This is a genomic window from Streptomyces sp. NPDC048297, assembly GCF_043201585.1.
Classification (GTDB): Bacteria; Actinomycetota; Actinomycetes; order Streptomycetales; family Streptomycetaceae; genus Streptomyces.
The window spans coordinates 91,550-114,406 of sequence record NZ_JBICZA010000027.1 but is presented as its reverse complement, the minus strand read 5'-3'; the positions used below and the strand labels follow the sequence as shown (position 1 = coordinate 114,406).

Annotated in this window: 21 protein-coding genes; 11 read left to right on the top strand and 10 right to left on the bottom strand. The window is 72.8% G+C overall.

What is annotated here, in order from left to right; genetic code table 11:
* The first annotated feature begins 217 nt into the window (after window positions 1–217).
* The gene (eda, locus tag ACGFYV_RS26840; protein WP_393881028.1) at window positions 218–859 is read left to right on the top strand and encodes a bifunctional 4-hydroxy-2-oxoglutarate aldolase/2-dehydro-3-deoxy-phosphogluconate aldolase; all 642 of its coding nucleotides are present in this window, start codon (window positions 218–220) and stop codon (window positions 857–859) included.
* 91 nt (window positions 860–950) lie between these two features.
* Here the strand turns inward: eda and ACGFYV_RS26835 are convergent, their stop codons facing one another.
* The 3 genes from ACGFYV_RS26835 to ACGFYV_RS26825 all read right to left on the bottom strand — a co-directional run bounded on the left by ACGFYV_RS26835 (window position 951) and on the right by ACGFYV_RS26825 (window position 4,001).
* The gene (locus ACGFYV_RS26835) at window positions 951–2,327 is read right to left on the bottom strand and encodes a bifunctional RNase H/acid phosphatase (RefSeq protein ID WP_393881027.1); all 1,377 of its coding nucleotides are present in this window, start codon (window positions 2,325–2,327) and stop codon (window positions 951–953) included.
* A 62-nt stretch (window positions 2,328–2,389) separates the two neighbouring features.
* Window positions 2,390–3,133, bottom strand: coding sequence for a zinc ribbon domain-containing protein (locus ACGFYV_RS26830; RefSeq protein WP_393881041.1), 744 nt, complete (start codon window positions 3,131–3,133; stop codon window positions 2,390–2,392).
* 13 nt (window positions 3,134–3,146) lie between these two features.
* Window positions 3,147–4,001, bottom strand: coding sequence for a Nif3-like dinuclear metal center hexameric protein (locus tag ACGFYV_RS26825; protein ID WP_393881026.1), 855 nt, complete (start codon window positions 3,999–4,001; stop codon window positions 3,147–3,149).
* A gap of 187 nt (window positions 4,002–4,188) precedes the next feature.
* On the opposite strand from ACGFYV_RS26825, the gene ACGFYV_RS26820 reads away from it, so the two are divergent.
* Together ACGFYV_RS26820 and ACGFYV_RS26815 are read left to right on the top strand one after the other, a co-directional pair.
* Window positions 4,189–5,790 (top strand): hypothetical protein, encoded by a 1,602-nt coding sequence (locus ACGFYV_RS26820; RefSeq protein WP_393881025.1) that lies wholly within the window; start codon window positions 4,189–4,191, stop codon window positions 5,788–5,790.
* Between the two features lie 95 nt (window positions 5,791–5,885).
* Window positions 5,886–6,041 (top strand): hypothetical protein, encoded by a 156-nt coding sequence (locus tag ACGFYV_RS26815; RefSeq protein WP_393881024.1) that lies wholly within the window; start codon window positions 5,886–5,888, stop codon window positions 6,039–6,041.
* A 144-nt stretch (window positions 6,042–6,185) separates the two neighbouring features.
* Here the strand turns inward: ACGFYV_RS26815 and ACGFYV_RS26810 are convergent, their stop codons facing one another.
* From ACGFYV_RS26810 to ACGFYV_RS26800, 3 genes are read right to left on the bottom strand one after another with little or no spacing between them, the layout of a single operon-like run.
* Entirely contained in the window at window positions 6,186–7,130 is a 945-nt protein-coding gene (locus ACGFYV_RS26810; RefSeq protein ID WP_393881023.1) for a 3-oxoacyl-ACP reductase, read from the bottom strand.
* Window positions 7,131–7,142: 12 nt separating this feature from the next.
* Entirely contained in the window at window positions 7,143–8,228 is a 1,086-nt protein-coding gene (locus ACGFYV_RS26805) for a Zn-dependent alcohol dehydrogenase (protein WP_393881022.1), read from the bottom strand.
* Window positions 8,229–8,256: 28 nt separating this feature from the next.
* Window positions 8,257–9,132 (bottom strand): MaoC/PaaZ C-terminal domain-containing protein, encoded by an 876-nt coding sequence (locus ACGFYV_RS26800; protein WP_393881021.1) that lies wholly within the window; start codon window positions 9,130–9,132, stop codon window positions 8,257–8,259.
* A 279-nt stretch (window positions 9,133–9,411) separates the two neighbouring features.
* Between ACGFYV_RS26800 and ACGFYV_RS26795 the strand changes: the two genes are divergently transcribed.
* From ACGFYV_RS26795 to ACGFYV_RS26780, 4 genes are all read left to right on the top strand, one after another.
* The gene (locus ACGFYV_RS26795; RefSeq protein ID WP_393881020.1) at window positions 9,412–10,401 is read left to right on the top strand and encodes an ATP-binding cassette domain-containing protein; all 990 of its coding nucleotides are present in this window, start codon (window positions 9,412–9,414) and stop codon (window positions 10,399–10,401) included.
* A complete protein-coding gene (locus tag ACGFYV_RS26790) occupies window positions 10,401–11,117 on the top strand; it encodes an ABC transporter permease (RefSeq protein WP_393881040.1) in 717 nt (238 codons plus the stop codon). Before ACGFYV_RS26795 ends, ACGFYV_RS26790 begins: the two co-directional genes overlap by 1 nt.
* A gap of 15 nt (window positions 11,118–11,132) precedes the next feature.
* Window positions 11,133–12,500: a sensor histidine kinase gene (locus tag ACGFYV_RS26785; RefSeq protein WP_393881019.1), complete on the top strand. Its 1,368-nt coding sequence runs from the start codon at window positions 11,133–11,135 to the stop codon at window positions 12,498–12,500.
* 152 nt (window positions 12,501–12,652) lie between these two features.
* Window positions 12,653–13,285: a response regulator gene (locus ACGFYV_RS26780; RefSeq protein ID WP_393881039.1), complete on the top strand. Its 633-nt coding sequence runs from the start codon at window positions 12,653–12,655 to the stop codon at window positions 13,283–13,285.
* 13 nt (window positions 13,286–13,298) lie between these two features.
* Here the strand turns inward: ACGFYV_RS26780 and ACGFYV_RS26775 are convergent, their stop codons facing one another.
* From ACGFYV_RS26775 to ACGFYV_RS26760, 4 genes are all read right to left on the bottom strand, one after another.
* Window positions 13,299–14,138 carry a hypothetical protein gene (locus ACGFYV_RS26775; RefSeq protein ID WP_393881018.1) on the bottom strand — a complete coding sequence of 280 codons (840 nt, stop codon included), beginning with the start codon at window positions 14,136–14,138 and terminating at the stop codon, window positions 13,299–13,301.
* Window positions 14,135–14,674: a SigE family RNA polymerase sigma factor gene (locus tag ACGFYV_RS26770; RefSeq protein ID WP_393881017.1), complete on the bottom strand. Its 540-nt coding sequence runs from the start codon at window positions 14,672–14,674 to the stop codon at window positions 14,135–14,137. The genes ACGFYV_RS26775 and ACGFYV_RS26770 overlap by 4 nt, the downstream gene beginning before the upstream one ends.
* A 51-nt stretch (window positions 14,675–14,725) precedes the next feature.
* Window positions 14,726–16,357 (bottom strand): MFS transporter, encoded by a 1,632-nt coding sequence (locus ACGFYV_RS26765; RefSeq protein WP_393881016.1) that lies wholly within the window; start codon window positions 16,355–16,357, stop codon window positions 14,726–14,728.
* 400 nt (window positions 16,358–16,757) lie between these two features.
* Window positions 16,758–17,948 (bottom strand): beta-ketoacyl synthase N-terminal-like domain-containing protein, encoded by a 1,191-nt coding sequence (locus ACGFYV_RS26760; RefSeq protein ID WP_393881015.1) that lies wholly within the window; start codon window positions 17,946–17,948, stop codon window positions 16,758–16,760.
* Between the two features lie 162 nt (window positions 17,949–18,110).
* Here ACGFYV_RS26760 and ACGFYV_RS26755 point away from each other — a divergent pair, with 162 nt between their 5' ends.
* From ACGFYV_RS26755 to ACGFYV_RS26740, 4 genes are all read left to right on the top strand, one after another.
* On the top strand, window positions 18,111–19,853 hold the full coding sequence (locus ACGFYV_RS26755; protein ID WP_393881014.1) for an MFS transporter: 1,743 nt from the start codon (window positions 18,111–18,113) through the stop codon (window positions 19,851–19,853).
* A gap of 255 nt (window positions 19,854–20,108) precedes the next feature.
* Window positions 20,109–20,762, top strand: coding sequence for a class I SAM-dependent methyltransferase (locus tag ACGFYV_RS26750; RefSeq protein WP_393881013.1), 654 nt, complete (start codon window positions 20,109–20,111; stop codon window positions 20,760–20,762).
* A 127-nt stretch (window positions 20,763–20,889) separates the two neighbouring features.
* A complete protein-coding gene (locus tag ACGFYV_RS26745) occupies window positions 20,890–21,885 on the top strand; it encodes an N-acetylmuramoyl-L-alanine amidase (protein WP_393881012.1) in 996 nt (331 codons plus the stop codon).
* Between the two features lie 119 nt (window positions 21,886–22,004).
* Window positions 22,005–22,769 (top strand): hypothetical protein, encoded by a 765-nt coding sequence (locus ACGFYV_RS26740; protein ID WP_393881011.1) that lies wholly within the window; start codon window positions 22,005–22,007, stop codon window positions 22,767–22,769.
* Window positions 22,770–22,857: the final 88 nt, after the last annotated feature.

Genomic DNA, 22,857 nt, shown 5'->3' with positions numbered 1-22,857 from the left:
CCACTGATCACGACCCGCTGAGCCCTCGCTGATCACGACCTGCCGAGTTGTCACTGATCACGATCCGCTGGGCCGCCGCTGGTCACGATCCGCTGAGCCGTCACCGATCACAACCTGCCGAGCCGCCTCCGATCACGATCCGCCGAGTCGGCGTGGACGCGTTGCAACATGCGCAACACGCTTTGCGCATGCTGCATTCGCTCGGCACGATGAGGGCATGACCTCACCGCTGCCCTCCTCCTCACCCGCCTCCGTGCTGGATCTCGCGCCCGTCGTACCCGTGGTGGTCGTCTCCGACGCCGCCGACGCCGTACCGCTCGCGCGGGCGCTGGTGGCGGGCGGGCTGCCCGCGATCGAGGTCACGCTGCGGACGCCCGCCGCGCTGGACGCGATCCGCGCCATCGCGGACGAGGTGCCGGACGCGGTGGTCGGGGCGGGCACGGTCATCACGCCGGACCAGGTGGAGCGGTGTGTCGCGGCCGGGGCGCGGTTCCTGGTCAGCCCCGGCTGGACGGACGCGCTGCTGACGGCGATGCGTGCGTCCGGGGTGCCGTACCTGCCGGGTGTGTCGACCACCTCGGAGGTCGTCGCGCTGCTGGAGCGCGGGGTGCGGGAGATGAAGTTCTTCCCGGCACAGGCGGCGGGCGGCACTGCCTACCTCAAGTCCCTCGCCGGCCCCCTGCCGCAGGCCCGCTTCTGCCCCACGGGCGGCATCGGCCCGGCAACCGCGCCCGAGTACCTGTCCCTGCCCAACGTCGGCTGCGTGGGCGGGAGTTGGATGCTCCCCGCGGACGCGGTGGCGGCCGGCGACTGGGCCCGGATCGAGGAACTCGCGCGGGCCGCGTCCGGCCTCCGGTAGACGGCCCCGGGGAGCGCCGAACGCAGCGCCGCAGGTGGACCGGACTCAGCGACGCAGGTGGACCGGACCTCAGGGACAGGTGGGACGGACCTCAGGGACGCAGGTGGGACGTGTCGTTGAACAGCCGGACGCTCGCGTTGCCGTCCGCGTAGTACGCCACCGCCGACAGGGACGCCGCCGAGAGTTCCATGCGGAACATGGACTCCGCCGGGGCGCCGAGGGCGAGGCGGACCAGGGTCTTGATCGGGGTCACGTGCGTGACCAGCAGGACCGTACGGCCCTGGTGCGCAGCGACCAGCTTCTCCCGGGCGACCTCGATCCGCGCGGCGGTCTCCGTGAAGCTCTCGCCGCCGCCGGTGGGGTGGGCCTCCGGGTCGACGAGCCAGGCGTTCAGGTCGTCGGGGTGACGCTCGCGGACCTCACCGAAGCTGAGGCCCTCCCAGGCGCCGAAGTCCGTCTCCCGCAGGCCCTCCTCGATCGTCACGTCCAGCCCGAGGCGGGTGGCGACGATGCCGGCGGTCTCCCGGGTACGGGCCAGCGGGGACGCGACGATCGCCTGGATCGTGCCACGCCGGGCGAGTGCCTCCGCGACCCGGCGGGCCTGCTCACGGCCGGCCTCCGAGAGGGCCGGGTCGGTGCCGCCGCTGCCGGAGAAGCGTTTCTGGGGGGTGAGGGGGGTCTCGCCGTGACGGAGGAGGACGAAGGTGGCGGGCGCGCCGAGGTCGGGGGCGGCACTCCAGCCGGGGCGCTGCTCGCTGGAGGTGGCCGCGGCTTCCGCACCGGTGCCGTCGGGGCGCCGTTCACCTGGGGCGGTCACGGCTTCCGTACCGGTGCCGGCGGGGCGCTGCTCGTCGGGGGTCGTAGCGCGCTGCTCGCCGTGAGATGCCCCCGCACCCACCGGTGCCGGCCCAGCGGGCGGCCCAGCGGGGCGGCTCTCGGCCAGTGCCGCGCGGGCCTTGGCCGCGCCCGCCGCCGCGTCGCCGGGTGGGCCCGACGGCACCGGGGTGGCCGGCGGGGTGTCCAGGGCCGCGCGGGACTGCGACGGCGACCACTGTTCGCCCTTCGTGCCCGCGTCCATCGCCTCGTTGGCGAGACGGTCGGCGTGCTTGTTGCGTTCGCGGGGGATCCACTCGTAGGTGACCTGGTCCGGCGGGAAGACGCGGGACGCCTCCGCCGCGAGGGGCTTCATGGCCGGGTGCTTGATCTTCCAGCGGCCCGACATCTGCTCGATGACGAGCTTGGAGTCCATGCGGACATGGATCCGGGCGCCGGGGTCGAGGGCGTGGGCGGCGCGCAGGCCGGCAAGCAGGCCGCGGTACTCGGCGACGTTGTTCGTGGCGATGCCGATGAACTCGGCCGCCTCGACCAGGGTCTCCCCCGTCGCCGCGTCGCTGACCGCGGCCCCGTAGCCCGCGGGCCCCGGGTTGCCCCGCGACCCGCCGTCGGCCTCGACGATGAACTCCCGCACGCCCGGCGCCCCTTACCCCTGCCTGTAGATGTCCACAGGTGTCGATAGGTATCTACAGGTGTCTACAGACCCGACTCGGCCGTACGCACCAGGATGCGGCGGCAGTTCTCGCAGCGCACCACGATGTCCGGCGCGGCCGCGCGGATCTCGTTCAGCTCGGTGATCGCCAGCTCCTGGCGGCAGCCCTGGCAGGTGCGGGCGTACAGCTTGGCCGCGCCGATGCCGCCGCCCTGCTCGCGCAGCTTGTCGTACAGCTTGAGCAGGTCCGCGGGGACGGACCCGGCGACGACCTGGCGCTCCTTGGTGACCGAGGCGGCCTCGCCGTCGATCTCCTGGAACGCGGCGTCCCGCCGGCCGGACGCGTCGTCGATCTTCCCCTGGACCGAGCCGACCCGCTCGGTCAGCTCGGCGACCCGCGCCTGCGTGGCCTCGCGGCGCTCCATGACCTCCAGGACGATGTCCTCCAGGTCGCCCTGCCGCTTGGCGAGGGAGGCGATCTCGTGCTGGAGGTTGGACAGGTCCTTCGGCGAGGTGATCGCACCGGAGTCCAGGCGCTGCTGGTCGCGGACGGCGCGCTGACGCACCTGGTCCACGTCCTGCTCGGCCTTGGTCTGCTCGCGGGCGGTGTCGCTCTCCTGCGTCTGCGCGGCCACCAGCAGGTCGCGCAGCTGCGTGAAGTCCTTGCTCAGCGACTCGATCTCGGCGTGCTCGGGCAGGGACCTCCGCTTGTGCGCGAGCTGCTGCAGGCGGACGTCGAGGGCCTGGAGGTCGAGGAGTCGGATCTGGTCGGCGGGCGCGGCGTTCAGTTGGGGGCTCCCATTAGCTAGTGGTGGTGACGGTGGACGCCGCGTGGGCGGTCCAGGGGTCGGTGACCGTCTTGGAGACGTGGACCCTCAGGTCCCATCCGTTGCGGTCGGAGATCTCGTCGAGCTGGGCTGCGGCCAGCTCGCACCAGGGCCACTCGGTGGCCCAGTGCGCCGCGTCGAGCAGCGCGAGGGGACCGTGCGCGGCGCTGTGCGCGACGGCCTCGCCGGCCGGGTGGTGGCGCAGGTCGGACGTGAGGAAGGCGTCGACGCCGGCCGCGCGGACCTGGTCGAAGAGGCTGTCGCCGGAACCGCCGCTGACGGCGACCGTGCGGACCACGGCCTCGGGGTCGCCGGCCACCCGGATGCCCTGCGCGGTGGCGGGCAGCCGCTCGGCGGCGCGCGCGGCCAGCTCGCGGACGGTCAGGGGGTGGTCGAGTTCGCAGACCCGGCCGAGGCCACGGCGACCGGACGGGTCGGTGGGGTCCGGCACGAGGGGTCGTACGACGCGGAGGTCGAGTGCGCCCGCGAGCGCGTCGGAGACGCCCGGGTCCGCCGTGTCGGCGTTGGTGTGGGCGACGTGCAGGGCGATGTCGTTCTTGATGAGGGTGTGGACGACGCGCCCCTTGAAGTGGGTCGCCGCGACCGTGGTCGTCCCGCGCAGATAGAGCGGGTGGTGGGTGACCAGCAGGTCGGCGCCGAGCTTCACGGCCTCGTCGACGATGTCCTGGACGGGGTCTACGGCGAACAGGACGCGGGTGACCTCCTGGCCGGGGTCGCCCACGACCGTGCCGACCGCGTCCCAGGACTCGGCCCGCTCGGCGGGCCACAGGGACTCCAGCGCGGCGATGACTTCAGACAGACGGGGCACGGGCCAAGGCTACCTGGCACTTCTGCCGGGCTGTACCGCATCCGCTTCGTCTGGTCCCGCTCAGCACATACGCCCCGATTTCCTCTGAGGAATCGCTTCTGCGACACCCGTACGTGTGAAGCGGGGGTCGGCCGGTCCCACGGCCGTGCGTACGAAAACTAGCTTCGTGGCCGGAGGTGTCCGAACCATGACGACCTGTGCGATCGAACCCCCGTCGACCGACGAGCCCGGCGAGACCGACGAGCCCGGCGAGACCCACGGCTCCGCCGAGCCCCGCGAGCCCGGCGAGCTTGACGTGTCGAGCGAGTCGGACGCGCCGAGCGAGTCGCGGGTGCCGGGTGCGGGTGTGCCGGGTGCGCCGGGTGCGGGTATGCCGGCCGAGTCGGGCGCGTACGACGGTGTGCCGGCCGAGTCCGGCGCCTACGACGGCGTACCGGCCGAGTCCGGCGCCTACGACGGCGTACCGGCCGAGTCCGGCGCCTACGACGGCGTACCGGGGACGGGGTGTGCCATCACGGCGGACGGCGCGTACGGCGCCCGTCTCGCGTCGGCCGGCGAGTCCTGGTTCCCGGAGCGCTGGACGCTGGACGGCCCGGAGCCGTACGCGGTGCCGCTGCCCGGCAACCAGCCGGAGGAGCCCGGCACCCAGGTGCAGCCGATGGGGGACGGGCGGGTGCTGATCCACCGGCTGGTGGAGCGGCGGCACGCCTTCTGCCTGCTGTACCCGACCGGCCCCGGCACCGGCGAGCTGCCGCTGGGCGCGGTGGAGTGCCCGGAGCCGGGCACCCGGCTCGGGCTGCTGCCGCCGGCGCCGGGCGGCGAGCGGGCGTACGCCCTCGCCGTCGGGCCGCGCTCCACCGCCGTGTGGCTGGTGGCGGGCGGCGCCTTCGGGCCGGAGCAGGTGGCCGAGGTACCTGGCCGCTGCTCGGGCGGGGTCTGGCTGGACGGCGAGGGCCGGCTGCTGGCGCTGGACCGGGAACTGGGCGGGCGGACGAAGACGGTCGTGGTGGATCTGGGCAGGGGCGGCGAGATCTCGCCGCTGCTGCAGATCGCGGCGGACAGCGACGACCGACTGCTCCTCGCCGACCCGGACAGCGGGCTGCTGATCATCTCCTCGGACGCGCCCTCCCCCGGGCAGGAACGTTTGGGCTGGGGGGTCGTGGGCAGCACGCTGCCGGTGCGTTTCCCGGAGTGTCTGCGGCTGCCGGACTGCGTGGTGACGCCGTTCGCGATCCAGCCGGGGCAGGTGCTGATGCCGGAGAACTGCGGGGTGGCGCTGCGCGTCGACGGCCCGTTCGGCAGTTGGGTCGGCATCTGGCGGCCGGCCGAGCGGCAGGTGTGTCATCTTCCGGCGCCCGAGGGCTGGCTGACGGGATCGGGGCTGTGGACGCGGGACGGGGTGCTGCGGCTGCCGTACGCCACGGCCGACGTCCCGTGCGGCGTGGCGGAGGTGACGGTGCCCCAGGGGGAGCCGTGGGGCACGGGCGCCGCGGGCGTCGCGGGTGGGGCGCGCGGGGCGGGCGGGGTCAGTGCCGCGGCTCCGGGGCAGGGGCAGGCCGAAGGGCCGGGGAACGGGAAGGCCGAAGGGCCGGGAGAAGGGGAGGCCGAGGGGCCGGGGGAACCGGGGGACGTGGGTCCGGAGGGTCCGGTCCGGGACGGCACGGCTGCCGGGGTGCTCGACGCGCCCTGGGGGGCGTCCGAGCCGGATCCTCCGGGGCTCACGGAGCCGGTCGTGGCCCGTCCGGTGCCGCTGGCGCAGTCACCTCTGGGACGTCTTGTAACGAAGTAGTGGCGGTTGGCGTGTGCGTCTGGATTCGGTGTGTGGTGTGCCGGTTACACTCGCCCGGCTGTAAGAGATCATGTGTGACGGGGTGAATTCTTCCAATGAGCGACACCAGCACGACGCAACCGCTGTCTGCCGACTCCCAGGATGCCGGGCACGGCCGGCATCGGGGCGCGGGTACGTCCCAGGACAACGAGACGGCGCCGCACGGGCGTCACCGCAAGCCGGCCGAGGAGACCACCGAGGCGGCTGCCTGACGGCAGGGAAATGAAGTGAATGAGGGGGTGCCGCCGGCTGGTGGCACCCCCTCTTTCCGTTCCCTGCCCCCTCTTTCCGTTCCCTGCCCCCTCTTTCCTTTCCCTGCCCCCTCTTTCCTTCCCTGCCCCGCCTCTCCCTCCGCCTCAGCCGCGCTTGAGCCCCAGTACCTCGGCCGCCGCGAACGTCTCCCCCTGCGGCCGGTCCGCGTAGTGCGGGGTGAGCAGCGCGTCGAGTTCGTCGTACGTGAACGTCTCCTGCAAGCTGTCGAACTTCGCCCGCACCCGCGGCCGTTCGACCACGGCGACCATGCCGCCGTGGACGACGAGCAGCTGGCCGTTGACCCGGGCGGCGGCCGGTGAGGCCAGGTAGCCGACGAGCGGGGCGACATGCTCGGGGGCGAGCGGGTCGAGGCCGTTCCCGGGCTCGGGCCCGGCGAAGCCCGCGAAGACGTCCTCGGTCATCCGGGTCCGGGCGCGCGGGCAGATCGCGTTGGCCGTGACGCCGTACCGGGCGAGGGCCAGGGCCGTGGAGGTGGTCAGGCCGACGATCCCGCCCTTCGCCGCCGCGTAGTTGGGCTGTCCGGCGGCCCCGGCGAGGAACGCCTCCGAGGAGGTGTTCACGATCCGCCCGTACACCGGTCCCCCGGCCGCCTTGGAGCGCGCGCGCCAGTGGGCGGCGGCGAAGTGGGTGGTGTTGAAATGACCCTTGAGGTGGACGCGGATCACCGAGTCCCACTCGTCCTCGGTCATGGAGAAGATCATGCGGTCGCGCAGGATGCCCGCGTTGTTGACGAGGACGTCCAGCGTGCCGAACCGGTCGACCGCGAGGCCGACGAGGTCGCGGGCCTGCCCCAGGTCGGCGACGTCCCCGGTGTGGGCGACGGCCCGGCCGCCCGCGGCACGGATCTCGGCGGCGACCTCTTCGGCGGGCCCGTCCGAGGCCGCTCCGGAGCCGTCGCGTCCGGGCTGTCCGTAGTCGTTGACGACGACGGCCGCGCCGAGCCGCGCGAGTTCCAGCGCCTCGGCCCGGCCGAGTCCGCGGCCGGCGCCGGTGACCACGGCGGACAGTCCTTCGAGTGGCAGTGTCATGCGCGTCCGCCCTCAGATCTCGATGCACGTACGCAGGGCGGTCCCGGTACGCATCTGGTCCAGTGCCTCGTTGATCTCCGCCAGGGGCACCCGGTGGGTGATCAGGCCCTCCAGGTCGATACGGTCGGCCCGCCACAGGGCGATGGTGCGTTCGTAGGAGCGCAGGACGTCCCCGCCGCCGTACATGGACGGCAGGATCCGCTTCTCGTCGAAGAACAGCTCGAACATGTTGAGCTGGAGGAAGTCGTCCATGGCGCCCGCGCCGACCACGACGAGGGTGCCGCCGCGGCGGGTGTTCTCGTAGGCGGTGCGGGCGGTGGCGGAGCGGCCGACGACCTCGAAGACGTAGTCGAAGCCCTCGCCGCCGGTGACCTGCTGCTTGGCGTCGGCCAGTTCCTCCGGTGCGACGGCCTTCGTGGCGCCGAACCGGAGGGCGGACTCGCGCCGCGAGGCGACCGGGTCGACGGCGACGATCTCGGCGGCGCCCTTCAGCCGGGCGCCCTGGACGGCGGAGATGCCGACGCCTCCGCACCCGATGACGGCGACCGACGAACCGGCCTCCACGTCGGCGGTGTTGAGGGCGGCGCCGAGTCCGGTCGTCACCCCGCAGCCGATGAGCGCGGCGACGTCGAAGGGCACGTCGTCCGGGATCGGCACGGCACAGCCCGCGTCGACGACGACCTCCTCGGCGAAGGTGCCGGTGCCGGCGAAGCCGAAGACATCGGACGCGGCGCCGCCGGAGCGCTTGAAGTTGGGGGTGCCCGCGCTCATGAACCCGGCCAGGCACAGCTCGGTCTGGCCGCGCCCGCAGGCGGGGCAGGCGCCGCAGGCGGGCAGCCAGCAGATGACGACCCGGTCGCCGGGCTTCAGGTTCCTTACGCCCTCCCCGACTTCGAGGATCTCGCCGGCGCCCTCGTGGCCGGGCACGAACGGGGCGGGCTGCGGCAGCACCCCGCTCATCGCGGACAGGTCCGAGTGGCACAGCCCCGTGGCGCGCACCCGTACCCGCACCTTCCCGGGTCCAAAACCCACGGCCTCGATGTCGTCGAGGACCTCCAGTTTCTCCTGGCCGATCTCGTGCAGTACGGCTGCGCGCATGGTGCGGCTCCCCTCGGAAGGACGGGTTCTACGAGTGCTGTACGACGGTGTCGGCAAGGACCGGCGCGTCCTCCCGGTCGACGGCGCCGACGGCGACACGGACCGCCCCCTCCTGCCGCCACATGCGGATGCGCAGCGTCTCGCCGGGGAAGACGACACCCGCGAACCGGGTGGTGTACGACCGCACCCTGGTCACATCGCCGCCGAGCAGGGTGTCCACGACCGCCTTGAGCGTGATGCCGTAGGTGCACAGGCCGTGCAGGATGGGCTTGTCGAAGCCGGCGAGCTTGGCGAACTCGGGGTCGGCGTGCAGGGGGTTGTAGTCGCCGGAAAGACGGTAGAGCAGGGCCTGGTCGGGGCGGATCGGCCGCTCGACGGTCCGGTCGGGCTCACCGGTGGGCGGTTCCAGGCGGGCGGAGGGCCCGCGGTCGCCGCCCCAGCCGCCCTCGCCGCGTACGAAGATCTGGGCGTCGTTGGTCCACAGCGGCCCCTCGGCGTCGGCGACCTCGGTGCGCATGACGAGGACGGCGGCCTTGCCCTTGTCGTACACGGCCGCGATGCGGCCGGTGGCGGTGGCCCGGCCCTCGGCCGGGATCGGGCGGTGGACGTCGAGGCTCTGGCCGCCGTGCAGGACCCTGGCCAGGTCGACGTCGACACCGGGCATGGACAGGCCGCTGATCACCCCGGGGGAGCCGGAGCCCGCGACGGTGGCGAAGCTGGGCAGGACCTGCAGCCGGGATTCCAGGGTGTAGCGCAGCTCGTCGGGGTCGGTGGCGGGGCTGTCCTTGTCCGGGTCGGCACCGGCCCCGATGCCGAGGTGGTAGAGCTGGACGTCCTTGGCGGACCAGCTGATCTCGCCGGTCCGGGGTTCGGCGGCGACCGCCTTCGCTGCGTCGATGGGCATGGGGCTCCTGACGGGTCTCAAGACCTCGGTGCGGACGTCCGCACCGTCGGCCGCACCGAGGTCGTCCACGGGCGGACCTAGAACGCGTTCCAGTCCGGCGCCCCCTGTATAGCCCAGCACTCGGAAGTTGTGAAGACTCCTGACACTGTGTCAGATCAGGTAGGCGGTGATGTCGGCGCAGACGTCGGCTGGCGGTGACGTCGGCAGTGACATTTGTACTGCCAGGGTCCGGACATCCGCCTCTGCCGCGCACCGGGTCCGGGTTCCTAACGTGGCCGTATGACACAGACGCGAAGCGCCGTGTCCTTCACGGGGGCGGTCAAGACGTACGGTGCGGTCCGCGCCGTGGACGGCATTCATCTGGACATCGCGAGGGGCGAGACGGTGGCCCTGCTGGGCCGCAACGGCGCCGGCAAGTCGACCACGCTGGGCCTGCTGCTCGGCCTGCTCACGCCCGACACCGGCACGGTGGAACTGTTCGGTGCCGCGCCGGAGCGGTCGGTGCGGGCGGGGCGGGTGGGGGCGATGCTGCAGGACGCCCGCCCGGTGACCCGGGTCACCGTCGGCGAGCTGGTCGGCTTCGTCGCCTCCCTCCCCCGCTCCCGGGTTCGCCCGAGCGGGGAGACCGAGACCCCCGCCACGTCATCGATGTCGGTCCATCAGGCGCTGGAGCTTGCCGGTATCACGGACCTGGCCGGGCGGCGGGTGGACCGGCTGTCCGGCGGGCAGGTCCAGCGGGTGCGGTTCGCTCTCGCGCTGGCCGGCGCCCCCGACCTGCTGGTGCTGGACGAGCCGACGGCGGGCCTGGACGTGGAGGCCCGGCGCGCCTTCTGGGACTCGATGCGTTCCTATGCCCGGCGCGGTCACACCGTCCTGTTCTCCACCCACTACCTGGAGGAGGCCGACGCGTACGCCGACCGGATCGTGGTCATCGACCGCGGGCGGATCGTCGCCGACGGCACCGGCGAGGAGTTGCGGCGCGCGGCCGGCGGCAATCTGGTCTCCGTCGCGGCGGCCGGACGCGACCCGCGGGAGCTGGCCCTGCTGCCCGGCGTCCGGTCGGTGGAGGTGCGCGGGGACCGGGTGCGGATGCGCTCGGACGACTCCGACGCGACCGTGATCGCCCTCGCCCGGCTGGGCGCGGTCAGGGCCCTGGAGGTGGTCCCGGCCTCGCTGGACGACGCGTTCCTCGCCCTCACCTCCCACGACCGCCGCCCTGACGCACCCGACTCGGCGGACGACCGCCACCACGACCTGGAGGCGGTGTGATCCTCGCCTATGTGCGCCTGGAGGTCCGCCGCACCCTGCGCGACGCGGGCTTCATGATCGGCGGCATCGCGATGCCGGTGATGATGTACCTGCTGTTCACCAACCTCGGCGAGAACGACAGCGCGTGGCGGACGGCCTCGATGGTCGGCATGGCCGCCTACGGTGCCGTCGGCTCGGCGCTGAACACCGGCGGCGCGGTCGCCGAGGACCGGGCGACGGGCTGGCTGCGGCAGTTGCGCGTGACCCCGATGACCCCGCGCGCGGTGGTGACCGGGCGGGTGCTGACCGGCGCGGTCACCGTGCTGCCCGCGATCGTCGCCGTGCTGGTGGCCGGCGGCCTGGTCAACGGGGTGCGGCTGGCGCCCTGGCAGTGGGCCGCGCTCACGCTGCTGCTGTGGTTCGGCTCGCTCCCCTTCACCCTGCTGGGCCTCGGCAACGGCTACCGGCTGACCGGGCCCGCCACCGGTGTCGTCAACATGGTCTGCAACCTCGGGCTCGCGGTGGTCGGCGGTCTGTGGTTCCCCGTCAGCCTGTTCCCGCACTGGCTGCGCACCCTGTCCGCGTTCACGCCCACCCGCCGTTTCGCCCAGCTGGGCACCGCCGTCACCGAGGGACGCGGACCCGCCCTCGGCGCGATCATCGTGCTGACCATGTGGCTGCTGGCGTTCGGTTCGTACGCTGTGCTGTCGTACCGCCGCCGGGCGGGGACCATCTGATCGGGGGACAGAGACATGTCGTGGTTGCGGCGGACGCGATGCCACCTCCAGTCCGTGCGGGAGGAACGGGCCCAGTGGCGGGCCGAGGTCGAACGGTTCCGGGCCGCACAGCGGGCCGCCCGCAAGAGCGGGAAGGATCCGGACGTCGACCACCCGGGCCCGCCGCCCTCCGGCTTCGCCCTGCTGCCCTGGCTGCTGATGGGCCTCGGGTCCTTCTCCAACCTGCTCCAGGGCGAGACCCCGAACCCGGTCGTCGGCGGCCTGGGCCTGGTCACCTTCAACTCCCTGTACATCTACGTCACCTTCCGCTCCTTCGACCGGGCCAAGCGCCAGGAGGTCTCCACGCGGGTGGCGCTGGGCCTGATGGCCCTGCTGACCACAGGTCTGGGGCTCGGGTACGGCGGCAACTGGCTGATGTTCTTCCCGCTGCTGGGCCTCGCCACCGGCGCCACCCTGCGCGGCCCGTGGCTGGGCCGCGCCGGCGTGCTGCTCGCGCTGTACGCGGGCGCCCTCTCCGGTGTCCGCGACGGCTGGTCGGACGCGGCCAACATCGGGTACGCGACGTTCCTGTCCACCATGGTGACCGCCGCGATCCTGAGCCTGGCCGAGGCCGTACGGGAGTTGCGCGCCGCCCGGGAGGAACTGGCCCGGCGGGCGGTGGAGAAGGAGCGGCTGCGCTTCTCCCGCGATCTGCACGACCTGCTCGGCCACACCCTGTCCGTGATCGTGGTGAAGTCCGAGGCGGCCCGGCGGCTCGCCCCGCGCGACCTGGACGCGGCGCTCGCACAGATCGGGGACATCGAGTCGGTGGGCCGGCAGGCGCTGACCGAGATCCGCGAGGCGGTGACCGGCTACCGCCGGGGCAGCCTGGCCACCGAACTGACCCGCGCCCGCTCGGCCCTGTCCGCGACCGGCATGGAACCGGTGGTGCGCCAGTCCGGCGCCCCCCTGGACCCGCCGGCCGAGGCACTGCTCGGCTGGGTGGTGCGCGAGGCGGTCACCAACGTCGTCCGGCACAGCGACGCCACCCGCTGCGAGATCACCGTCGACAGCGCCACCGAACGCGTCCGGCTCACGGTCACCGACAACGGCACCGACAACGGCACCGGCACCGGCACCGGCACCAGCACCAGCACCAGCACCGGCAAGGCCGTCACCCACCCCCACGAGGGCATCGGCGGCACGGGCCTCACCGGCCTCACCGAACGCCTCGCCGCGGCCGGCGGCTCCCTCACCGCCGGCCGCTCCCCCCGCGGCGGCTTCACGGTCACCGCGGAACTCCCCGTGGAACCAGTGGGGTTGTCGCCCACCGGGGGCGCCGGAGCCGCCGGGACCGCCGGGGCACCGGCACCGACGTCAACCACCACGGCGACAGCAACGTGACGGGCACGACGGACACGACGGACACGACGGACACGACGAGCACGACGGGCACCACGGGCACGCAGGGCTCGACGGACACTCGACGGAGTCGACGCTCACGCAACCAGGAGCGGCACGAACCGCCCCCTGGCTACGCTTGATCCGTGAACGAGATGCCCCGGGACCACCGGCCCGCCAAGTCCATCCGGGTTCTGCTCGCCGAGGACCAGGGCATGATGCGCGGCGCCCTCGCCCTGCTGCTGGGCCTGGAGGACGACATGGAGGTCGTCGCGCAGGTCTCGGCCGGCGACGCGATCGTGGACGCCGCGCTGCTGCACCGGCCGGACGTGGCCCTGCTGGACATCGAACTGCCGGGCATCAGCGGCCTGGACGCGGCGGCCCAGTTGCGTAAGCAGGCGCCGGGCTGCCGGGTGCTGATCCTGACGACCTTCGGCCGGCCCGGCTATCTGCGCCGGGCCATGGAGGCCGGAGCGGCCGGGTTCCTCGTCAAGGACGGGCCCGTGGAGGAACTGGCCGGGGCGATCCGGCGGGTGCTCACCGGGGAGACGGTGGTGGATCCGGTGCTGGCCGCTGCCGCGCTCAGCGCCGGGCCGAATCCGCTGACGGCCCGGGAGTGCGAGGTGCTGACGGCGTCGGTGGACGGAGCGACCGTCTCCGACATCGCCACGAAGCTGCACCTGTCCGAGTCCACCGTCCGGAACTACCTGTCGTCCGCGATCGGCAAGACGGGCACGCGGAACCGGGCGGAGGCGGTGCGGGAGGCCCGGCAGCAGGGGTGGCTGTGACCTCCCGGCGGTCCTACTTCGTCACCTCCCCGGATGCCTGCGTCACCTCCACGGACTCGTACGCCGTCCCCTCCGGGGCCACGCACACGACCCAGTCGGCCCCCGCAAAGCCTGCGGCCGGGCGGATCGCCGCGTCGGTGCGGGTCCCCTGACCCTGGGGAACCCGGCCGGCCACGGTCGTCGTACCGTCCTTCCAGTGGCAGGTGACCTGCCGGGCCGTCTTCGCGACCATGCCGATCACCAGACGTCCGGAGCTCGCGCCGTCGGACGAGAAGCGGGTGGCGACGGCCTCGACGTCCGTGCCCGAGAGGTGATCCACCTCCTCTGCCGTGTTGTACATGACCTGCAACTTGCGCTCGGTGCCGTAGCTGCGGCTCACGAAGTACGAGGTCTTGCCGATCAGGTCGGCGGACTTGTCGACCGGGGGCTTGACTCCCAGGCGGGACATCGCGCTGAACTGCGTCACCGCCTCCGGTGCGTTGCGGGGCGCACCCCACACCTCCACGCCCGCGCTCCACTCCTTGCCCCGGTAGGTCCCCCGGGCCAGCTCGGTGAACCACGGTTCGTACACATGCCGTGCCTGCGCCGAGGACGGCGGCTTCGCCACGTCCGCCCCCCGGTCCCCGTGTCCGGGCAGCCCGGCGAAGGCCAGCGTCGCGCCCGTCGACCCCGCGAGCACCACCGCCGTCGCCGCGGCCACGGCCCAGCGGCGGGCTCTGCGACGGCGGCCGGCCCGCATGACGGCCTGGACCGGGGCTATGCCGATCTCGACCTCGTCCGCGGCGTCCGCGAGGAGGAGGGCGATGTCCGTACGACTCATGTCGTCGTTCCTGTTCTGGTCCGCGTTCGTCACTTCCGCCCTCCCTGCGTCACCATGCCGGTCAGTCCCGGTATGGCGCGGAGTTTCGCGATCCCCTTGGCCGTGTTGCTCTTGACCGTGCCGACCGAGCAGCCCATCGCCTCCGCCGCCTGGGTCTCCGTCAGGTCCTCCCAGTAGCGCAGTACCACCGCCTCCCGCTGCCGGGCGGGGAGTTGGGCGAGCGCCGTGAGCAGGGCGCCGCGGTCGTCGGCCTGGGCGATCGGGTCGCCCGTGCCGGCCACCTCGTGCACCATGCCCGAGTCGTCCCTCGGTGCCAGGAACTCCTTGAGCCTTCTTCTGTGTTTGCGCGCGTGCAGGTTGATCATCACGCGCCGTACGTACGCCTCCGGATCGTCGGCCGCGCCGACCCTGCGCCAGGCCACGAAGGCCTGTTCGAGCGTCGACTGGACCAGGTCCTCGGCGGCGTGCTGCTCCCCCGTGAGGAGAAATGCCGTTCGCATCAGCCGCGGCCAGCGGCCGACCATGAAGCTCTGGAACTCCTCGTCCCGAGCATTCTTCCGATCCCCCATGGGCACCTCCTTGATGTCAGAAGGAGTCCATGAGCCCCTCGGATCGTTGCCTCATTCCGCCGGAGATTCCTCCGACGAGGCCGCCGCCGATGGTGCCTCCTGAGAATCCTCCGAAGACGCCACCGAAGACGCCGCCTGAGAATCCTCCGGAGATCCTGTCGAAGGTGCCGCCGGAGATTCCGTCGAAGCTCCAGCCGAGGACCCCGCCGACGATCCAGCCGAGGATCCCGACGACGATCCAGCCGAAGATCCCGCCGCGGCCGAAGAAGCGCTGTGCGGCAGCCACACCAGCATCAGCGCCGCTCCGCCCAGCAGCACGGCCGCGCTCGTGCGGAAGGCGAGCGCGTAGCCGTCCGTCAGCGCCTCGGCCCCGCCGCCGTCGCCCGTCCCTGCCGCGGCGACGGTCGACATGACGGCGAGTCCGAGCGAACCGCCCATCGTGCGCGAGGTGTTGACCAACCCCGCCACCAGCCCGGCCTCTCCCGGTGCCGCACCGGAGGTGGCCAGTGAGGCCAGCGGGGTCGCGGACAGGCCCGCGCCGAGCATCATCAGCATGCCGGGGATCATGATTCCGGTGACGTAGGGGCTGTGCGCGCTCAGCGTCGACTGCCAGCCGAACCCGACGGCGGCCACCAGCGTGCCGGCCGTCGCCACCCTGTGCGCCCCGGCCGTCCGCATCAGCCGCGGCGCCAGCTTCGAGCCCACCACCACCGACAGCGAGCTGGGCACCAGGGCGGTCCCGGACTCCAGCGGCGAGTAGTGGAGCACGTTCTGGGTGTACAGCGTCATGAAGTACCACATGCAGAACATCGCCGAGCCGCAGATGAACATCGCCGCGTTCGCCGAGGCGACCGAGCGCAGCCGGAGCAGGCCGAGCGGCATCAGCGGGGCCGCCGTACGCGCCTCGACCAGCAGGAAGAGGGCGATCAGGGCCAGGCCGGCGCACAGCGGCACCAGTGTGGCCGCGGCCGTCCAGCCCTCCGCCTCGGTCTGCACGATGCCGTAGGCCAGCGTCGCGAGGCCCGCCGTCACCAGCAGGGCGCCCAGCACGTCCAGCCGCCGCCTGTCCCCCGCGCGGCTCTCCGTCAGCCAGGAGACGGCACCGGCCAGGACCACCGCGCCCACCGGCACGTTGATCAGCAGCACCCACCGCCAGGACAGCAGGTCCACCAGCACCCCGCCGACGATGCCGCCCGCGGCCCCGCCGCCGGCGCCCACGGCGGTCCATGTCGCTATCGCCCGCGCCCGTGCGGCACCCTCCGGCACCGCGGCCGTCACCAGGGTCAGTGTCGACGGTGCCAGTACGGCGGCGCCGAGCCCCTGCACGGCCCGCGCCAGCAGCAGCTGCCAGCCCTCCTGGGCCAGCCCGCCGCCCAGTGAGGCCAGCGTGAACACGCCGAGCCCGACGAGGAACATCCGCTTGCGGCCGTAGAGGTCACCGGCGCGCCCGCCGAGCAGCAGGAAGCCGGCGAAGGCGATGGCGTAGGCGTTCACCACCCATTGCAGGCCGCCGGGGCTCAGCCCGAGGTCGGTGCGCATCGACGGCAGGGCGACGTTCACGACTGACACGTCGAGGACGACCAGGAACTGCCCGGCGCAGGCCAGCGCGACCACCACCCAGGCGGGAGGGGCGGTGCGGCGGGATATGAGGGGTGAGGGCGAGGTGCCGGCGGCTTCGAGCATGGGCGTCATGTTCTCAACCCGCCGACAGTCCTTGCATCGGCATTTCGGACCATCGGTTCGTGGGTCGTACGGCCTACACCCGGCAGACCTCCCCCCAACACCGGGCAGACCTCCCGCGACGCCGGGCAATCCTCCCGCGACGCCGGGCAGACCTCCCGCGATACTCAGCAGACCATCCGCTATACCCGGCAGGCCTCCGCGACACCGGGCAACCTCCCCCGACACCCAGCAGGCACCCCGCAACACTCAGCGGAGCGGACCTCCCGCGACACCGCACAGACCTCCCGCGACACCCAGCAGACCCCCCGCTATACCCGGCAGACCTCCCCCGACACCCCGCAGACCCCCCGCGACACCCGGCAGCCCCCTCCCCCGCGACACCGCGCAGACCTGCGCCCCCTCACCCCACCGCCCGCAGCAGCGTCACCACCGCCGCCCCGCCCAGCCCGATGTTGTGCGCGAGCCCCACGCGCGCCCCCGGAACCTGCCGTTCCCCCGCCTCGCCCCGTACCTGCCAGACCAGTTCGGCGGCCTGGGCGAGGCCGGTCGCGCCCAGGGGGTGCCCCTTGGAGATCAGCCCGCCGGACGGGTTGACCACCCACCGGCCGCCGTACGTCGTCGCCCCGGACTCCACGAGCGGGCCGGACTCCCCCGGCCCGCACATGCCGAGCGCCTCGTACGTCAGCAGTTCGTTGACGGAGAAGCAGTCGTGCAGCTCGACGACGTCCACGTCCTCGATGCCGAGCCCGGCACGCTCGTACACCCGGCGGGCCGCCTCCCGGGACATGGGCTGTCCGACGACGTCGATGCAGGAGCCGGAGGCGAAGGACTCCTCGGTGTCCGTGGCCATGGCCTGGGCGGCGATCTCGACCAGGCCGGTCAGGGAGCGCTCCTCGGCGAACCGTTCGGAGACGACGACGGCGGCGGCGGCGCCGTCGGAGGTCGGCGAGCACTGGAGCTTGGTCAGCGGCCGGTGGACCGTGCGCGCGGCGAGGATGTCGACGACCTCGTACACGTCCCGGAACTGGGCGTTGGGGTCGTGTGCCGAGTGGCGGTGGTTCTTGGCGGCGACCGCGGCGAGCTGCGTCTCGGTGGTGCCGTACTTCTCCATGTGCTCGCGGGCCGCGTCGCCGAAGATCTGCGCCGTGGGCGGGGTCGCCTCGAAGCCGTGCCGGGCGGCCATGACGCCGTAGTGCCGGGCCACGGGCGAGGCGGAGAAGTCACCTGTGCCGGCTCCCGCGCCGAGCGTGCCCTTCTTCATCTTCTCGAAGCCCAGCGCCAGTACGCAGTCGCAGGCGCCGCCCTCGACGAGCTGGCGGGCCAGCATCAGCGCGGTCGCGCCGGTGGCGCAGTTGTTGCTGACGTTGTAGACGGGGATGCCGGTCAGGCCGAGTTCGTAGACGGCGCGCTGGCCGGCGGTCGAGGGCTGGAAGCAGTAGCCGACGGGAACCTGTTCCACGTCGTCGTAGGCGATGCCGGCGTCCGCGAGCGCCGCGCCGCCCGCTTCCCGCGCCATGTCCCAGTACTGCCGTTCCCGGGTCCCGGGCTTCTCGAACCGGGTCATCCCGACCCCGGCGACATAGGCCTTCATGGCGCGCCAGAGTAGAACGTGTTCCTGTAATGCACCATCCCCTGACGGCGATTCAGAAACCCATGGGTCGGTCAAGAGTTCGTTAGACGCCCGAAGCAACGGAATAGATGCTCATGCATACGAGGTTTCCCCGGTACTCATCCAGGCGGGAGGCCTCACCCCATGTCCCACTCGACGACCGATCAACCCAGCCGGAAGGCGCGCGGGACCGTGGTCCCGGTGCTCGCCTTCGCGGGCATCGTGGTCGCGGTGATGCAGACCCTGCTCGTGCCGGTCATCAAGGACCTGCCGCAACTGCTGGGCACCGCGCCCAGCAACGCCACCTGGGTCCTGACCTCGACGCTCCTGTCCGGCGCCGTCGCCACCCCGATCATGGGCCGGCTCGGCGACCTCTACGGCAAGCGGCGCATGCTGATCCTCAGCCTCGCCGTCATGGTGGCCGGCGCCCTGATCAGCGCGTTCACCAGCGAGCTGCTCACGATGATCGTGGGCCGCAGCCTGCAGGGCTTCGCCATGGGCGCGATACCGCTGGGCATCGGTCTGATGCGGGACATGCTGCCGCGCGAGCGGCTCGGCTCGGCCATGGCCCTGATGAGTTCCTCCATCGGCGTCGGCGGCGGCCTCGCCCTGCCCGGCGCCGCCGTGGTCGCCCAGCACACCGACTGGCACGCCCTGTTCTACGGCGCCGCCGGCCTCGGCGTGCTCGCCATCGTCCTCACCCTCGTCGCCGTACCGGAGTCCCCGATGCGCGCGGAGGGCTCCTTCGACGTGCTCGGCGCGCTCGGCCTGTCCACCGGTCTGGTGCTGCTCCTGCTGCCCATCACCAAGGGCAGCGACTGGGGCTGGTCCTCGGGCACCACGCTCGGCCTGTTCGCCGCGGCCGTCGCCGTGCTCCTCCTGTGGGGCGTGTACGAGCTACGCGTCAAGGCACCGCTGGTCGACCTGCGCACCACCGCCCGCCGCGAGGTGCTGCTCACCAACCTCGCCTCGATCATGGTCGGCGTCAGCTTCTACGTCGTCTCGCTCGTCCTGCCCCAGCTGCTCCAGCTGCCGAAGGCCACCGGCTACGGTCTCGGCCAGTCCATGGTCGTCGCGGGCCTGTGCGTGGCCCCGCTGGGCCTGACGATGATGTTCACGGCGCCGGTCTACGCCCGCATCTCCGCCCGCTACGGCCCCAAGGTCACCCTCATCATCGGCCTGCTGATCATCGCCGTCGGCTACGGCGGCGGACTCGGCCTGATGGACGCGGCCTGGCAGACGCTCGTCACGTCCGTGATCCTCGGCGCGGGCATCGGCCTCGCCTACTCCTCGCTGCCCGCGCTGATCGTCGGCGCGGTCCCCGCGTCGGAGACCGGCGCGGCCAACGGCCTCAACACGCTGATGCGGTCCATCGGCACGTCGGTGTCGAGCGCGGTCATCGGCATGGTGCTCGCCAACACGGCGAACAACGTGGGCGGGGTCGCGGTGCCCACCATGCACGGCTTCCACGTGTCCTTCCTGATCGCGACGGCCGCTGTGGCGGTGGGTCTGCTGCTGGCGTTCTTCCTGCCGAACTCCGGGCGTCCGTCCCAGCACACGCAGCTGCGGGCGAGCAGTGAGGAGGACGCGGTGCTGGAGCGGGTCGAGGAGGCGCTGCGAGGCTTCCGGGGGCGGGTGCTGGACGCGTCCGGCGTGCCGGTCGCCCGTGCCAAGGTGACGCTGATCGACCGGGCGGGGCGGCAGGCGGGGGCGACCGTCTCCGACGAGGACGGCGGTTATGCGGTGGTGGTGCCGGCCCAGGGGGCGTATGTGCTGGCCGCACGGGCTTCGGGGCATGGACCGCTCGCTTCTTCGGCGACGCACCCCGGTGAGGAGCGGGCTGTCGATCTGGATCTTTCGTTGCCTGCGGAGAGTGTGAGCGCGTAAGGGGGTCGGCGGGTATGAGCGCGCAACGGGCCCCGCGGGTATGAGCGCGCAACGGGCCCCGCGGGTCTGCCGGTCGGCGGCTGCGGGTTTCGTGGTGGCTGGTCGCGCCCACGCGGCCGAGCCGCATGTCGGCACAGCCCCGCCCCCCTTTCGGGGCGCCGCACCGCGAGGTGTCATCACCGCACCCCCTGTCGCCTGGTGACAGGGGGTGCGGCAGCATGGGCGGCCCCAGCGTCGTACGACCGAGAGGCCCCCATGCCCGGCACCGCTCCCACGCCCGAGATCCTGGCCGCCTTCGAGGCGGCGAAGGGGTTCATGCCCACCGATGAGGGGCTGGCGTTGTACGCGGCCGCGGTGGAGGCGGGGCGGGCGGGGTTGCCGTTGCTGGAGGTCGGGACGTACTGCGGCCGCTCGACGGTGCTGCTCGCGGACGCGGCGCGGGCGGCCGGGGTCACCGCGCTGACCGTCGACCACCACCGGGGCAGCGAGGAGCAGCAGCCGGGCTGGGACTACCACGACCCGGAGACGGTCGACCCCGAGATCGGTCTGATGGACACGCTTCCCACGTTCCGCAGGACGCTGCACCGGGCGGGGCTGGAGGAGCACGTGGTGGCGCTGGTCGGCCGCTCCCCGCAGGTGGCGGGGATCTGGAACTCGTCCCTCGGTCTCGTCTTCATCGACGGCGGTCACACCGACGAGCACGCCGGCGCCGACTACGAGGGCTGGGCGCCGCATGTCGCCGAGGGCGGGCTGCTGGTGATCCACGACGTGTTCCCGGAGCCGGAGGACGAGTTCACGGGGCAGGCGCCGTACCGCGTGTATCTGCGGGCGCTGGAGTCGGGCGCGTTCACTGAGATCTCCGTCACGGGGTCGATGCGGGTGCTGCGCCGGACCGGGGCGGGGATCTGACCCGGGTTCGCCCGGGGGAGCACGCACCCCGCGCCTCGCGCCCCCGCACCCCCGCACTCCCGGGCCCGCCACCCGCCCGGCCCGCTCCGCGAGGTGAGGGATCCGCACGGCCGCTAGGGTGGCAGGCGTGTCGTACGTAGGCCCGGACTTCGAACCCCCGCAGCCCCGCCGGCCCCGGCGCGGGCCGCTGACCGTAGCCCTCGCCGCGCTCGTTCCCGGAGCGCTGCTGGGCTGGCTGGTGTACGAGGGGGTGGGCGGATCCGGAGGCTCGGACGCGGCGGGTGCTCACAGTTCCCCCTCCTCGTCATCAGCCGTGTCGTCGTCATCGTCGTCGTCATCTTCTTCGTCATCGCCGGGCGCGGGTGAGCCCTCGTCGGCCGGGGGCGGCGACGACGCCAAGCGGGCGGATCCGACGCCCGGCGCGTCCGCACCGGCCGGATCCGGCTCGCTCAGGGGCAAGGTCGTCGTCATCGACCCGGGCCACAACCCCGGCAACTTCCGGCACACGGCCGAGATCAACCGCCAGGTCGACGTCGGCAACGGCCGCAAGGAATGCGACACGACCGGCACGTCCACCAACGACGGTTACACCGAGGCCGAGTTCACCCTCGACGTCTCCCACCGGCTGCGGACACTGCTGGAGCAGCAGGGGGCCACGGTGAGGCTGACGCACGACAACGACTCGCCGTCCTGGGGCCCGTGCGTCGACGAGCGGGCGCGGATCGGCAACACCGCGCCGGCGGACGCCGCCATCTCCATCCACGCCGACGGCGCGGCCGAGGGCGATCGCGGCTTCCATGTCATCCTGCCCGGATCCGTGCACGCCGGCGCCGCGGACACCCGCCCGATCCTGGACTCCTCCAGCGACCTCGGTCAGCGCGTGGCGGGTTCCTTCCTGCGCGAGACCGGCGAGCCGCCCTCCAACTACATCGGCGAAGGTACCGGTCTCGTCACACGTACGGACCTGGGTGGTCTCAATCTGTCGACAGTCCCCAAGGTGTTCATCGAGTGCGGCAACATGCGCGATAGCAAGGACTCGGCGCGGCTGACCACCGGTGCCTGGCGGCAGAAGGCCGCGCAGGGGATCTCTGAGGGAATCGTGAGCTTCCTGCGTGAGTCGTGACCGGCGGGCGGAACCGGGCGGACAGCACGATCTTGCGGACGATAGTGTCTACCGACGACGAGACGACCTACGAAGGACCTGCTGAAGTGAATATCCGCTCCCTCACTAGAGGCGACGGCGTGGTGATCGGAGCAGCGGTGTTGCTGTTCATCGCGTCGTTCCTCAAGATCTACTCAGCTTCCGGGTACAGCCTGGACTCGAACGCGTGGGACAGCCTCGGCACCGGCCTCGGTGTCTACATGGGCGGGGTCATCGGCGCCGCCCTGATCGTCGTCAACCGTTGCCTGCCTCAGCCGCGCAAGGTCGCCGGCCTCGATCTCGGCACGGTCGGCGTGGCGTTCACGGTCCTCGTCGCCTGGATCCAGCTCTGGGCCCTGCTGGACGTCCCGGAGGGCCTCGACGCCGCCGCCGGTCTCATCCTCGGCTTCATCGCCGCTCTGGTCCTGGCCGGCGCGGCCGTGGCCACCGGGCTCGTCCCCGCCCTCCAGGCCGCCCTGGTCCCGGCCCCCAAGCCGAGCGCCCCGGGGCCCTACGGCGCCCAGCCGCCCGGTGGTTACGGCTACCCGGGCGCCCAGGCCCCGCAGCAGCCGTACGGGGCCCAGCCGCAGCAGGGTCAGCCGTACGGGGCGCAGGCCCAGCCGCAGCCGGCCGCGCAGGGTGCGGCGGCGTCGCAGCCCGCGGCCGGGGACTTCTCGCCGTTCTGGTTCGCCGTGCCGGTGGCCCGTCCGCTGTTCGGGGAGGACGGCGCGCCGAACCCGATCGCCGAACTGGCCCCCGGTACCTGGTACTTGGCGGTCGAGCAGCGCGGTGCCGCGCTGGTGGCCCAGACCCAGGACGGCCGCCGCGGCGTGCTGCAGGACACCTCGGGGATCCAGCGCGGCTGAGCCGTCCGGTTCCTCGCGCACGGCTCCTCGCCCTTCCGGGCGGGGGGCCGTTGTCGTACAGTCGGCCCCCGGCAAGCGAACTGACGGA

Bases quoted from the DNA above. Each gene is read 5' to 3' on its own strand.
- eda (WP_393881028.1), top strand. From the start codon at position 218: ATGACCTCACCGCTGCCCTCCTCCTCACCCGCCTCCGTGCTGGATCTC.
- ACGFYV_RS26820 (WP_393881025.1), top strand. From the start codon at position 4,189: ATGACGACCTGTGCGATCGAACCCCCGTCGACCGACGAGCCCGGCGAG.
- ACGFYV_RS26815 (WP_393881024.1), top strand. From the start codon at position 5,886: ATGAGCGACACCAGCACGACGCAACCGCTGTCTGCCGACTCCCAGGAT.
- ACGFYV_RS26810 (WP_393881023.1), bottom strand. From the start codon at position 7,130: ATGACACTGCCACTCGAAGGACTGTCCGCCGTGGTCACCGGCGCCGGC.
- ACGFYV_RS26805 (WP_393881022.1), bottom strand. From the start codon at position 8,228: ATGCGCGCAGCCGTACTGCACGAGATCGGCCAGGAGAAACTGGAGGTC.
- ACGFYV_RS26800 (WP_393881021.1), bottom strand. From the start codon at position 9,132: ATGCCCATCGACGCAGCGAAGGCGGTCGCCGCCGAACCCCGGACCGGC.
- ACGFYV_RS26795 (WP_393881020.1), top strand. From the start codon at position 9,412: ATGACACAGACGCGAAGCGCCGTGTCCTTCACGGGGGCGGTCAAGACG.
- ACGFYV_RS26785 (WP_393881019.1), top strand. From the start codon at position 11,133: ATGTCGTGGTTGCGGCGGACGCGATGCCACCTCCAGTCCGTGCGGGAG.
- ACGFYV_RS26780 (WP_393881039.1), top strand. From the start codon at position 12,653: ATGCCCCGGGACCACCGGCCCGCCAAGTCCATCCGGGTTCTGCTCGCC.
- ACGFYV_RS26770 (WP_393881017.1), bottom strand. From the start codon at position 14,674: ATGGGGGATCGGAAGAATGCTCGGGACGAGGAGTTCCAGAGCTTCATG.
- ACGFYV_RS26765 (WP_393881016.1), bottom strand. From the start codon at position 16,357: ATGCTCGAAGCCGCCGGCACCTCGCCCTCACCCCTCATATCCCGCCGC.
- ACGFYV_RS26760 (WP_393881015.1), bottom strand. From the start codon at position 17,948: ATGAAGGCCTATGTCGCCGGGGTCGGGATGACCCGGTTCGAGAAGCCC.
- ACGFYV_RS26755 (WP_393881014.1), top strand. From the start codon at position 18,111: ATGTCCCACTCGACGACCGATCAACCCAGCCGGAAGGCGCGCGGGACC.
- ACGFYV_RS26750 (WP_393881013.1), top strand. From the start codon at position 20,109: ATGCCCGGCACCGCTCCCACGCCCGAGATCCTGGCCGCCTTCGAGGCG.